Here is a 12,723-nt window from a genome sequence, read left to right on the forward strand (position 1 = left end):
TAAGGTATTTTTCTATATTATATTAGGCAACAACCGCGGCTGCTACATTAGTGTTTTTCATAATTTGATGAATATCTTCATCTAGAATTTCTTTTTTACGATCTGCAAATTTCAGAAATTCTAAGTAAACATCATCTAATTGAAGTTTAGTTAATTCATAACCAACTTTTTTTGATCTATATGCCAAAGCTGCTCTACCACTTCTTGCGGTAAGTACAATTGCAGATTCTGTTACACCAACCTCTGCAGGGTCAATGATTTCATATGTTTCACGATTTTTGATAACTCCATCTTGGTGAATTCCAGAACTATGAGCAAATGCATTTGCACCTACTATAGCTTTGTTTGGTTGTACCATCATACCCATATGATCAGATACCATTTGGCTGGTAGCATATAGTAATCTAGAATCAATATCTGTATTTATATTCAAATAGGGATGTTGCTTCATAATCATCACCACTTCTTCAAGGGCAGTATTACCCGCACGTTCACCAATACCATTAATAGTACATTCTATTTGTCGTGCTCCATTAATTGCTCCAGCAATAGAATTAGCTGTTGCCAACCCTAAATCATTATGACAATGGCAAGAGATAATAACATTATCAATTCCAGTTACATTTTCTTTAAGGTACTTTATTTTGGCACCATATTCTTCTGGGAGGCAATATCCTGTTGTATCAGGAATATTAAGTACAGTAGCTCCAGCTTTGATCATAGCTTCACATACACGAGCCAAAAACTCATTATCAGTTCGCCCAGCATCTTCAGCATAAAACTCTACATCTTCTACAAAAGATTTTGCATATTTTACAGCAGCAATTCCTCTTTCTATAACTTTATCTCTAGTCGTGTTGAATTTATATTTAATATGAGAATCAGAAGTACCTATTCCTGTATGGATTCTTGGTTTCTTAGCATATTTTAATGCTTCTGCAGCAACTTTGATATCATTTTCTACAGCTCTGGTAAGCCCACAAACAGTTGCATTTTTGACAACTTTAGCAATCTCATTTACCGAGGCAAAATCTCCAGGACTAGATACAGGAAATCCTGCTTCTATAATATCTACACCCAAAAGATCCAGTTGTTCTGCGATGACTAATTTTTGTTGTGTGTTTAGTTTACATCCAGGGACTTGTTCTCCGTCTCTTAAGGTTGTGTCGAATATTTGAACTTTATTATTACTCATATAAATACAGTGAATTTTGCTTTTAACTAATATTTTAAAAACACCATCTTTTTAAAATATTTTCAAAAGATGTTTCATTAATCTATTACGAATTTATATTTTGGGAATTCAAAAGATAGATGTTTGATTATTGATTTTACAATGCTAAAATCTTTCGATAAAAACATAACTTTCTTTTAATCAGTTAATTATATGATATTTTCTTACAATGACTAATGAGCAAAAAGATCCTTTGTTTGTTTTGGTTAAATCATTATCCAAATCAGAAAAGAGGCAATTTAAAGTATACGTGGGGCGATTAGGAGTAAATACTGATTCTAAATTCTTGGCACTGTTTAATCATTTGGATAAAAGTGATACGATGGATGAAGATGTTATTGTCGCTAAAGGAATCGTAAAGAAACAACAGTTTTCTAATCTCAAAGCACATTTGTATAAACAAATACTGATTAGTTTACGATTAAGCCCACTTCATCAAAATATACGCTCACAGATACGAGAACAATTGGATTTTGCATCTATATTATATCATAAGGGCTTGTACAAACAAAGCTTGAAAATATTGGATAAAGCAAAAATTCTTGCAAAGGAAAATGAGGAACATAATATTGCATATGAGGTTGTAGAATTAGAGAAAATTATTGAAACACAATATATAACCAGAAGTATCAATAATAGGGCAGATGAATTGACAGTTGAGGCCAAGGTGTTGAGTATAAAGAATGTATTGACAAGTAAACTCTCTAATTTATCATTGCAACTGTATGGTTTGATGCTAAAAAGTGGGTATGTAAGAAATGATAAGGAGCATAATGAAGTAACTAATTATTTTTATAGTAAACTTCCCAAATATGAGTGGAATATGTTGGGGTTTAGAGAGAAATTATGGTTGTATAAAGCACATCTGTGGTATAGCTTTATTGTTCAAGATTTTTTGTCATGCTATAAATATTCAAAAAAATGGCTCGACCTTTTTTATGAACATCCTAAAATGGTTATTCAAAATCCAGTATTTTTTCTAAGAGGAAATCATTATTTATTAGAATCCTTATATCTGATAAAGGATAGGACACAACTAAAATCTACTTTGCAAGAGTTTGAAAAAATGATTACCAATTCGTCGTTTCCTAACGATGATAATATAGAGGTATTATCTTTTCAATTTATATATAACAATAAGCTTAATGTACACTTTTTGGAAGGTAGTTTTGCAGAAGGAGAGTATCTGGTAGAAGAAATTCTAAAAGGAATGTCTGAGTTCAAAAATAGATTAGATGATCATCACATTATGGTGTTTTATTATAAAATAGGATGTCTTTATTTTGGAATGGCTAATCATAAGAAGTGTATAGAATATTTGAGCAAGATTATTAATAATAAGTCGTTAAAGATGAGGGAAGACCTGATGTGTTTTTCTAGAGTGTTAAGCTTGGTTGCTCATTATGAGTCAGGAATGGATTATCATCTGGAAAGCCAATTGAAAGAGACATATCGATTTCTGATTAAAATGGATGATTTGCATGAAGTACAAAAAGAAATGATAAAATTCCTTAAAAATCTAGGGGATATTTTTCCTCATCAGATTAAGGATGAATTCAAGAAATTACACAAAAGGCTGAAACAGTATGAAAATCACCCTTATGAAAAAAGGGCATTTTTATACCTAGATATCCTATCTTGGTTAGAAAGTAATATCGAAGGAAGACCTGTTGCAGATATCATTAAAGAAAAAGCAAAGACACAAGTACGATAATTGATCATTTATAAAGATAGATAAGCTGTTATGCAAAAAAAACTACATGTAAGAAACCTTCTAGAACTCAATTTGGCAATGCTATTTATTGCTACCTCAGGAGCACTAGGAAGGTATATTGATATGCCTGTACCTGTAATTATAGGTTTTAGAGCATTAATGGCTGGAGTATTATTATTTATTTTCTGTAAATGGAAAAGAGTTTCGTTTAGAACCAGTAGTAAAGATCGCCCAACAATTATTCTAAGTGGAGTATTAATGGGGTTGCACTGGATTACTTATTTCTATGCCTTAAAACTATCTAATGTTGCAATAGGAATGCTTTCTATATTTACATATCCCGTTATAACAGCTTTATTAGAACCTATATTATTAAAAACAAAGTTTCAAAAAGTACACTTATTATTAGCATTATTAGTGTTAATAGGAATCTATTTTCTTGTTCCCGATCTAGATTTTAGTAATTCATATACAAAAGCAGTGTTGTTGGGAATACTCTCTGCGATATGTTATTCATTGAGAAATCTTATTATGAAAACCAAGGTTGGTAATTATGATGGCTCGGTATTGATGTGGTATCAGTTGGTGGTGATAAGTATATGCCTTTTACCATTCTTATTTTTAATGAACAGTTCTGGTATAAAAGAACAGTGGTTTCCTACTTTGATCCTTGCTTTACTTACAACAGCTATAGGTCATACCTTGTTTTTAGCAAGTTTTAAGCGGTTTTCAATTACAACAGCTAGTATTATAAGTAGTGTACAACCCGTATATGGTATTATTATAGGTATGATTTTCTTAGGGGAGATCCCAGTATTCTCTACGATAATTGGAGGGGTGTTGATCCTTACTTCTGTGGTGATAGAGAGTATACGTACCTATCGCTAATCGATACTGTAGTCTAAGAAACAGGACTTATTTTTTTGAAATAAACAAGCGTAGTTTCAAAAAACGGGACTTCTGTAGTTTACTTTTGTGGTACAAACTAAAATATAAACAGATTTATTATTATGAAAATTAAATTTTTAAGTACCGTATTTCTTCTCACAGTATTGTTTACTTCATGTTCTAAAGATGATGATGCAGGAACACCTAACACTGGTAGTGAAACAGAAACTACTATTCTTTCATACGCTAATGTTGAATTTACTTTTGATGATTCTGCACGTTTTTTTGCAACGAGTACTGGTACAATGTATAGAGCGTCTAAAATTGATGCAGACGCAGCAAAAATTATTGACTTAGTAGGAGATAGTGGTACGGATTTTATTGCTTTTATAAGCCCATCGGCAGAAGGCGCTACTATTCCTAATGGAACAAAAACAAAAATACAACATACAGGTGTCTCTATGACAGTAGCCCAGTTTGATGAGATAAAAGATGATAGTATACTCAAAAAACTTACTGTAGTTGATGATAATGACTCAGTAAGTATTTCTTCTTATAAGGAAAAAATAATTCTTTTTGAAAATGCTGCTGGTAAAAAGGGAGCAATCAAAATGACGGCTATCAACTCAGAAAGATTAAAAGTTGATATTAAAGTTATGAAATAGTATTTATTCTATAGGATTATATAAATAAGGCTGCCTGAAATGGCAGTCTTTTTATATATGTGTCATCCTGAAATAGATTGATGATTTTTTGTTGTGTATAAAGTTTTATTAGCAAATATCCCAGATGCTATCTGATGGAGGAGGGGCAATGATAGATAATGGCTCTTTTTTTACAGGGTGAATAAAAGTGAGTTTTCTGGCATGTAAATGTATGCTACCATCTTTATTACTTCTATCAGCTCCATATTTGAGATCCCCTTTGATAATACAGCCTATAGCAGATAATTGAGAACGTATCTGGTGATGACGACCTGTATGCAAAGTAACCTCAAGTAAGTTGTAATTAGTAAGTTTTTTTATGAGTTGATAATCTAAAATAGCTTTCTTGCTATCTGGCACTTCATTTTTATTAGCATATGATTTATTTTGTTTAGGATTACGTTTTAGCCAATGTATAAGTGTATCATTTTCTTTAGGCGGAAGATTCTTTACCACCGCCCAATATGTTTTTTGTGCTTCTTTATTTGCAAATAATGCATTGAGTCTGGGTAGTGCTTTACTTGTTCTGGCAAAAACTACAATGCCACTTGTAGGGCGATCTAGTCTGTGTACTACACCAAGATAAACCGCACCAGGTTTATTGTACTTTTTAGCAATATAAGATTTTACAATTTCGCTGAGAGGAGTATCTCCAGTTTTATCACCTTGTACAATATCTCCTGAACGTTTATTTACGATGATAATATGATTATCCTCATAAAGAACCTGAAGGTTATTATCGTTTGTTATCACCTTTCTCATTAGTTGAAACCTTTACTTCTTTCCATTTTTTGAATATCGGAATTGAAATTTTAGTAGCAATACCTTTAAATTTTAGTAAAAAATCTTCATTCTCTTTTTTGACCTCATATTCTAACTCTAAATCAAATTGATCTTTACCACAAAAAAAGCCTTTTTTTTGTAAGTGCTTGTTAGAAGATAATGATGATAGAATTTTAAACGTTGATGCATCAACTTTCTGTAAATAGTCTGAATTGTTTTGTATTTCTATTTTATTTACTTCTGTTGGGTAAATGATTTTTATCTCATTTTCTGATTTACTGTCATAGTCAGTATATTGATTTATAGTAATATAATCAGGATAGATGTCAAAATTGGCATCATCATAGATTTTATTATTTATACTTAATTTAGCAAATAGACTATTTCTAAAAGGAGGTAGTTTATTTCTAAACCTATGAAAATCACTAGTAGTGTCGATAAATACCTCGGCATCAGTTTTAAATTTTAGATTATTATTCCTAGAATATTTGGTAGTTTCTTTTTGGTTTCTAGATATAATTTTTTCATCAGAGATCTTTTGATATTGATCTATGTATTCTACGGTTAATGTTTTGACTTTATCCTTAAAATAGTAATGATAAACATAACTTCCTTCATTTTCACCGGTTTGTTGGTAGAGAAAAAGATCAATATTGGAGATGCTGTCAATTGATTTGCCAGATAAATATTCTGCATTATGAAAATCACTACTTTTTCGTCCTAATACTGAAGGTCGAATTTCTATATCTTGGCTATTATAAAAGCTTAGTGAACGGTGCTTTCCTCTAATAGAGATAATAGTATCATCAAATTTTAGAATTTTAAAAGGTAATGTATTAGAAAGATTTTTTTTCAAAAAATTCTTTTTGGTAATCGTTGTTTTATTTATACTTACAGGAAAGTGTATGCTATAAAAAAGTTTTAGACTATCATTGTAACTTAATGTTTCATCACGTAAATAAGTAAAACGACCATTAGAAAAATATGTATTCCCGTCATGGTAATTGGATTTGTAAGCCTTGTTTAGTATAGGGATTTTATGTTGAGTACTAAGATTAATTAGGCTGTCTGACGATAGGGTAACTATATGTTCTTTAAAAGGTAAACAACTGTATGATATTAATGTTAAATCTTTTTCTCCTATAAGGTCATCTAGAATGTTATCATCTAGAATATATGTTTTTTTTAGCCCTTTGTTTAATTGGATAAGGTCATCTTTTTTTAAAAATAAAGGTGTTTTACACTTATACCATGAAAAGGGAGAAGTAAGAAATTCTTGTGAAAAAGGCATTTCTTTATTGTGATGTTTTTTTTGTATTTCTGATCCGTTGCTCAAAATCCTATTATAATAAGCATTTTTGACATAATTGGTGTTATCACTGTTACTAGTATCAACCTTTTCTACATTAGATGAAATAGTTGTATTGTCTTTTAGTATAGTGTATGTTCTTATACGCAGTGGTAATCCTGTAGCGAGGTCAATTGTAGTGGTTCCTTGAGTTTTAATAGTATCATTTGTTTTTGGAACAATTGCCGTGCCTTTGTGATAAAGCAGCGCTTCTTCTTTAGTAATATTCTTAACGTAATATGTAGCTTTAAAAATAAGACTATCATTGGTAAGTAACTTTAATTTTTTATCCACTATCCAAGAAGACCCTAACTTTATTTTTTTATCTAAATAAGAGAGGTCTAGATTGGCATTAGTACTTTTTAAAAGCTCTTTGATTTTTTGTAGTTCTTTTATAGGTTTTTTTGAATCATTATTTGGAAAAATAAATGAACTATTATAGACTTTTCCCTTTTTATCTATATGAAAAAAATGTTTGAAAGATTTTATATTTTTTGTTATTTCATCTACTATGTCTGGGTAATCTTTGTAATAATTTCGAGACAATGAAAATTGTACCTTTTCATTAAACTTTAAACTCAAATCTAGAATTTGTTCAGTAACCTTAAATGTATTGTTAAGATTCTTTTCAAAAGTAAGAGATTCTGTTCCCAAAAAATTAGCTGTAAAATCTTTTGAGCTAGAACTTTTATGATTCTTATTGGTAACTAAAAATTCCCAGTTGTAGTAGTAAGCTGAATTTGTTTTTGGGTTAAGTTTAATTCTTTCTTTTGTTTGTGCTCCTCCCAGAATAGAACTTCCTCCCAGAATAAATAGTAAAATTTTTTTAAGAACTCTCATAAATTAATACTGTTCGGTATCATTTGGAAAATCTACTGCCTTTACATCTGTAACATATTGTTTAAATGCATTTGTCATTTCAGAATATAAATCGAGGTAGCGTCTTAAAAAACGAGGGTTAAATTCATGTGTCATTCCTAACATATCATGAGTAACCAATACTTGACCATCAACTCCATTTCCTGCTCCTATACCAATAATTGGTATCGTAAGACTTTCTGCAACTTCTTTGGCTAATTTGGCAGGAACTTTCTCTAATACAATAGCAAAACATCCTGATTTTTGTAGCATGAGTGCATCTTCCTTTAATTTCTTAGCTTCTTCTTCTTCTTTAGCACGTACCGTATACGTCCCGAATTTATATATAGATTGAGGAGTAAGACCAAGATGCCCCATAACAGGTATACCTGCATTAAGAATTCGACGTATCGATTCTTTTACTTCTTTTCCTCCTTCTAATTTTACAGCATGTCCACCTGATTCTTTCATGATACGGATTGCAGAACGCAACGCCTCTTTTGGGTCACTTTGATAACTCCCAAAAGGTAGATCAACAACAATCAATGCACGATGAATTGCTCTGATAACAGAAGATGCATGATAGATCATTTGATCCAATGTAATAGGTAGTGTAGTTTCATGACCCGCCATCACGTTGGATGCAGAGTCACCTACAAGAATTACATCTACACCTGCACCGTCTACAATTTTGGCCATTGTATAATCATAAGCCGTTAGCATAGATATTTTTTCTTTATTAGCTTTCATCTCTATCAGAGATTTTACAGTAACACGCTTATAATCTTTTTTTGCTGTGGACATTTTAAATTATTTTTGGATTGTAAAAGTAATGAATTACCTATAATATGGTAATAAGTGTTTTGATTTTTTGATGTCTCTTTTATAAGAATAGTGTAAAAATTACAAACTTTAAAAATAATTAAAACCTTATTTTTATATTCAATTCAGAAAACCATCATTATTATGTATAAAGTATCATTGATAGTTATGTTATTATTTTGGGGAAGTGTCTTTTCTCAAAAAAGTGTTGCTACAGAAGATGTCAGTCGTTATAAAAAAGAAGTAAAGCATACGATCTTAGGGTTTTTTGAAGGTTTTCATTCTGGGGATACTGCCAAGATAAAAATGACTATAGATGCAAACATTGCTTTGCAAACGATTGTAAAAACAAAAGAAGGGAAGGTAAAGGCAATTCAAGTTGATATAGCAAAAGTATTGACCACAATTCATAACAGACCCAAAGAACAAAAGTGGGATGAACGATTATTAGGTTTCAAAATCGAGGCAGACGCATCGATTGCAAATGCTTGGACTCCGTATGAGTTTTATATTAATGATACATTTAGTCACTGCGGAGTTAATATGTTTCAGTTATTTAATGATGGTACTACTTGGCGAATACTAGCAATTACAGATACCAGACATAAAAATAAGTGTAAGTAATCTCAATTGAGGATTAGTATAAAACATAAAAACTACTATAAAAACTTAGCAATCACTTAAGCTCACCTTTATAGCCAAGCCACCTTCACTGGTCTCTTTATATTTTGTATGCATATCCTGAGCTGTTTCCCACATTGTTTCAATAACTTTATCTAAAGGTACTTTGGCATTTGCAGCATCAGTATCCAGTGCCATTTCACAAGCATTAATAGCTTTTATAGCCCCCATTGCATTTCTTTCTATACAAGGAATTTGTACAAGTCCTCCAATAGGGTCACATGTTAACCCCAGATGGTGCTCCATAGCAATTTCACTCGCCATTAGTACTTGTTCTGGAGTTCCTCCCATAAGTTCTGTTAATGCTCCTGCTGCCATTGCAGAAGAAACACCAATCTCTGCTTGGCAACCTCCCATTGCGGCAGAAATAGTAGCTCCTTTTTTGAAAAGACTTCCGATTTCTCCAGCAACCAGCATAAATTGTTTTACATCATCAAAATTGGCATCATGATTTTCTATAACCATATAATACATCATCACCGCAGGAATAACTCCTGCACTTCCGTTGGTAGGAGCAGTAACTACACGTCCTAATGAAGCATTTACCTCATTTACTGCCAAAGCAAAACAAGATACCCATTTAAGTATTTGACGAAACTTTACTTCTGTATTACGGATGGCTTCAATCCATTCTTGAGGAGATGTGTATGTTTGATTACCGATTAGTTTTTTATGAGTGTCATATGCCCTACGTCTTACATTTAACCCACCAGGTAGAGTACCTTCTGTATGACAACCAGTATACATAGATTCTAGCATTACTTGCCAAACTTGTGCAATTCCTGTATCTATCTGCGATGCATCTTTTAGAGAAAGCTCGTTCTCTAATACAATTTGAGATATTTTTTTGTTCTTAGCACTACAATATGCCAAAAGATCAGTCGCCTTTTGGATAGGCATAGGGAATTTATGAAACTCTTCTAGTTTTTTCTCTTTTCTTTTTCGCTCCTCTTTTACTACGAAACCACCACCAATAGAATAAAAAGAAGAAGAAATGACTTCTCCATTTTTTAGTGTACCATGAAAAGTCATACCATTGGGATGAAATTCCTTAAAGTTCTTATTAAAAACAATATGTGTTTGAGGGTCAAAAGTTATCTGTAGTTCATTATTAAATAATAGCACTTTAGAAGCTGTAATCGTATCAATAATAGAATCTATAGTAGATACATTGATAGTGGTGGGGTCATATCCACATAACCCTAGTATTACTGCGATATCTGTAGCATGTCCTTTTCCTGTTAATGAGAGAGAACCAAAAAGATCAACGGTAATAGAAGTTACAGATTCAAAAATAGTAGCTTCTTTTAATTCTTCGATCCATCTTCCTCCTGCACGCCAAGGACCTAATGTGTGTGAGCTTGAAGGCCCTACACCTATTTTGAGCATATCAAAAACACTGATACATTCCATAATATGTAATTATTGATAAAAATTTGCGGGTAAATATAGTTTTTTGGTAACAAAGAAACCTGTTTTTTAAAGAATAGTTAATACACTCTATTATTTTACTTGTAATTATTTCTAGAAAAGGGTTAAATACCTATAATGACATCCTGTCATATAGATGGTAATGGCATAATCATTGACTTAACAGGAATAAATTATCATGAACATAAAGTATAACAATTAGTATAAAGATGAGTAAAATAATAGGAATAGATTTAGGGACAACTAACTCATGTGTTTCTGTAATGGAAGGTAATGAGCCTGTAGTAATCCCTAATGCCGAAGGTAAAAGAACTACTCCTTCTGTCATTGCTTTTGTAGAAGGAGGAGAAATTAAAGTAGGAGACCCTGCAAAACGTCAGGCAGTTACCAACCCAACTAAGACGATCTCTTCTATCAAGAGATTTATGGGAAATAAGTTTTCTGAATCTTCAAAAGAAGCAGAAAGAGCAGCGTATAAAGTTGTAAAAGGAGACAATGATACACCACGAGTAGATATCGATGGTCGTCTATATACACCACAAGAATTATCTGCAATGACACTTCAGAAAATGAAGAAGACGGCAGAGGATTACCTTGGTCAAGATGTAACAAGAGCAGTAATTACTGTACCAGCATATTTTAATGATTCACAGCGTCAAGCTACCAAAGAAGCAGGAGAGATTGCAGGACTTACAGTAGAGCGAATTATTAATGAGCCTACAGCAGCAGCATTGGCATATGGACTTGATAAAAAAGGTTCGGATCAAAAGATTGTTGTTTTTGATTTTGGTGGAGGTACACATGATGTATCTATCCTTGAATTAGGAGATGGTATCTTTGAGGTATTAGCTACAGATGGAGATACTCACCTTGGAGGAGATGATGTAGATCAAAAAATCATTGATTGGTTAGCAGAAGAATTTAAGGCAGAAGAAAATATGGATCTAAGACAAGATCCGATGGCATTACAACGTCTTAAAGAAGCAGCAGAAAAGGCAAAGATAGAGTTGTCATCTTCTGCACAAACAGAAATAAACTTACCATATGTTACAGCTACTGCAAGTGGACCAAAACACTTGGTAAGATCATTGACTAAATCAAAATTTGATCAATTAATTGATGATTTGGTAAAGCGTACAATAGAGCCTTGTCGTACTGCATTAAAAAATGCAGGAATCTCAACTAGTGATATCGACGAAATTATATTAGTAGGTGGATCTACTCGTATTCCAGCAGTACAGGAAGCAGTAGAAAGCTTTTTTGGAAAATCACCAAGTAAAGGTGTAAATCCTGATGAGGTTGTTGCAGTTGGAGCGGCGATTCAAGGAGGAGTATTAACAGGAGATGTAAAAGATGTATTGTTATTAGATGTAACTCCGCTTTCTCTTGGTATCGAGACGATGAACAATGTAATGACTAAGCTTATTGAAGCCAATACAACGATACCTACCAAAAAATCACAAGTTTTTTCTACAGCCGCAGATAATCAGCCATCAGTAGAGATTCATGTATTGCAAGGAGATCGTCCTATGGCAGCACATAATAAGACAATTGGTCGTTTCCATTTAGATGGTATTCCACCAGCACAAAGAGGAGTGCCTCAAATTGAAGTTACTTTTGATATCGATGCCAATGGTATTATCAAAGTTTCTGCTACAGATAAGGCTACCAACAAAACTCAAGATATCAGAATCGAAGCTTCTTCAGGTTTGACCGACGAGGAGATCGAGAAAATGAAAAAAGAAGCTGAGGCAAATGCAGATGCTGATAAAGCAGCAAAAGAAACTGCAGATAAGCTTAATGAAGCTGATGGAATGATTTTTCAGACAGAAAAGCAACTTAAAGAATTTGGTGATAAATTATCAGATGATAAGAAAAAACCTATCGAAGAAGCTTTAGAAGAATTGAAAAAAGCGTATGAATCTCAGGATGCTACAGTAATACAGCCTGCTCTAGATAAAATCAATGAAGCATGGAAAGTAGCGAGTGAAGAAATGTACAAAGCTCAAGAAAATGCACAGCAAGGTGGGCAACCAGGTCCTGATGCAGCTGCAGGAGGTCAATCTTCTGATGGAGGAGGTTCTGAAGGAAGTGATGTAGAAGATGTAGATTTTGAAGAAGTAAAATAAGTATAGATTACTTTTATAAATACAAAAAATGCGTAGCTTTTGGCTACGCATTTTTTATTGCTGTAATTTGTCAATAATTCGTTTTTGATATCTCATTAGAAAGTTAATTTCAATACTACTATTTTTAACTT

10 protein-coding genes are annotated in these 12,723 nt (G+C 32.5%); 5 read left to right on the forward strand and 5 right to left on the reverse strand.

From position 1 onward, the window contains the following. Positions 1–22 precede the first annotated feature (22 nt). Positions 23–1,195: a 2-isopropylmalate synthase gene (locus tag DG508_RS10980; protein ID WP_108868183.1), complete on the reverse strand. Its 1,173-nt coding sequence runs from the start codon at positions 1,193–1,195 to the stop codon at positions 23–25. Positions 1,196–1,403: 208 nt separating this feature from the next. On the opposite strand from DG508_RS10980, the gene DG508_RS10985 reads away from it, so the two are divergent. The 3 genes from DG508_RS10985 to DG508_RS10995 all read left to right on the forward strand — a co-directional run bounded on the left by DG508_RS10985 (position 1,404) and on the right by DG508_RS10995 (position 4,501). After that, on the forward strand, positions 1,404–2,948 hold the full coding sequence (locus tag DG508_RS10985; protein WP_108868184.1) for a hypothetical protein: 1,545 nt from the start codon (positions 1,404–1,406) through the stop codon (positions 2,946–2,948). Positions 2,949–2,978: 30 nt separating this feature from the next. Next, positions 2,979–3,836 (forward strand): DMT family transporter, encoded by an 858-nt coding sequence (locus DG508_RS10990; RefSeq protein ID WP_199912780.1) that lies wholly within the window; start codon positions 2,979–2,981, stop codon positions 3,834–3,836. A gap of 122 nt (positions 3,837–3,958) precedes the next feature. Beyond that, positions 3,959–4,501, forward strand: coding sequence for a hypothetical protein (locus DG508_RS10995; RefSeq protein ID WP_108868185.1), 543 nt, complete (start codon positions 3,959–3,961; stop codon positions 4,499–4,501). 108 nt (positions 4,502–4,609) lie between these two features. Here the strand turns inward: DG508_RS10995 and DG508_RS11000 are convergent, their stop codons facing one another. The 3 genes from DG508_RS11000 to panB are packed head-to-tail and all read right to left on the reverse strand — an operon-like array spanning position 4,610 to position 8,333. After that, the gene (locus DG508_RS11000) at positions 4,610–5,302 is read right to left on the reverse strand and encodes an RluA family pseudouridine synthase (protein WP_108868186.1); all 693 of its coding nucleotides are present in this window, start codon (positions 5,300–5,302) and stop codon (positions 4,610–4,612) included. After that, positions 5,277–7,511, reverse strand: coding sequence for a hypothetical protein (locus tag DG508_RS11005; RefSeq protein WP_108868187.1), 2,235 nt, complete (start codon positions 7,509–7,511; stop codon positions 5,277–5,279). Before DG508_RS11005 ends, DG508_RS11000 begins: the two co-directional genes overlap by 26 nt. 3 nt (positions 7,512–7,514) lie before the next feature. Then, the gene (panB, locus tag DG508_RS11010) at positions 7,515–8,333 is read right to left on the reverse strand and encodes a 3-methyl-2-oxobutanoate hydroxymethyltransferase (protein WP_103865201.1); all 819 of its coding nucleotides are present in this window, start codon (positions 8,331–8,333) and stop codon (positions 7,515–7,517) included. Positions 8,334–8,495: 162 nt separating this feature from the next. Here panB and DG508_RS11015 point away from each other — a divergent pair, with 162 nt between their 5' ends. Next, positions 8,496–8,975 (forward strand): 3-methyl-2-oxobutanoate hydroxymethyltransferase, encoded by a 480-nt coding sequence (locus tag DG508_RS11015; protein WP_108868188.1) that lies wholly within the window; start codon positions 8,496–8,498, stop codon positions 8,973–8,975. A gap of 45 nt (positions 8,976–9,020) precedes the next feature. On the opposite strand, the gene DG508_RS11020 is transcribed toward DG508_RS11015, so the two are convergent. After that, entirely contained in the window at positions 9,021–10,445 is a 1,425-nt protein-coding gene (locus DG508_RS11020; RefSeq protein WP_108868189.1) for an L-serine ammonia-lyase, read from the reverse strand. Between the two features lie 227 nt (positions 10,446–10,672). On the opposite strand from DG508_RS11020, the gene dnaK reads away from it, so the two are divergent. Further along, the gene (dnaK, locus tag DG508_RS11025; protein WP_108868190.1) at positions 10,673–12,592 is read left to right on the forward strand and encodes a molecular chaperone DnaK; all 1,920 of its coding nucleotides are present in this window, start codon (positions 10,673–10,675) and stop codon (positions 12,590–12,592) included. The last annotated feature ends 131 nt before the right edge of the window (positions 12,593–12,723 follow it).

It is taken from the genome of Aquimarina aquimarini (assembly GCF_900299535.1).
Classification (GTDB): domain Bacteria; phylum Bacteroidota; class Bacteroidia; order Flavobacteriales; family Flavobacteriaceae; genus Aquimarina; species Aquimarina aquimarini.

Coding starts and splice junctions, on each gene's coding strand:
- DG508_RS11000 (WP_108868186.1), bottom strand. CDS start 5,302: ATGAGAAAGGTGATAACAAACGATAATAACCTTCAGGTTCTTTATGAG.
- DG508_RS11015 (WP_108868188.1), top strand. CDS start 8,496: ATGTATAAAGTATCATTGATAGTTATGTTATTATTTTGGGGAAGTGTC.
- DG508_RS10995 (WP_108868185.1), top strand. CDS start 3,959: ATGAAAATTAAATTTTTAAGTACCGTATTTCTTCTCACAGTATTGTTT.
- dnaK (WP_108868190.1), top strand. CDS start 10,673: ATGAGTAAAATAATAGGAATAGATTTAGGGACAACTAACTCATGTGTT.
- DG508_RS10990 (WP_199912780.1), top strand. CDS start 2,979: ATGCAAAAAAAACTACATGTAAGAAACCTTCTAGAACTCAATTTGGCA.
- panB (WP_103865201.1), bottom strand. CDS start 8,333: ATGTCCACAGCAAAAAAAGATTATAAGCGTGTTACTGTAAAATCTCTG.
- DG508_RS11005 (WP_108868187.1), bottom strand. CDS start 7,511: ATGAGAGTTCTTAAAAAAATTTTACTATTTATTCTGGGAGGAAGTTCT.
- DG508_RS11020 (WP_108868189.1), bottom strand. CDS start 10,445: ATGGAATGTATCAGTGTTTTTGATATGCTCAAAATAGGTGTAGGGCCT.
- DG508_RS10985 (WP_108868184.1), top strand. CDS start 1,404: ATGACTAATGAGCAAAAAGATCCTTTGTTTGTTTTGGTTAAATCATTA.
- DG508_RS10980 (WP_108868183.1), bottom strand. CDS start 1,195: ATGAGTAATAATAAAGTTCAAATATTCGACACAACCTTAAGAGACGGA.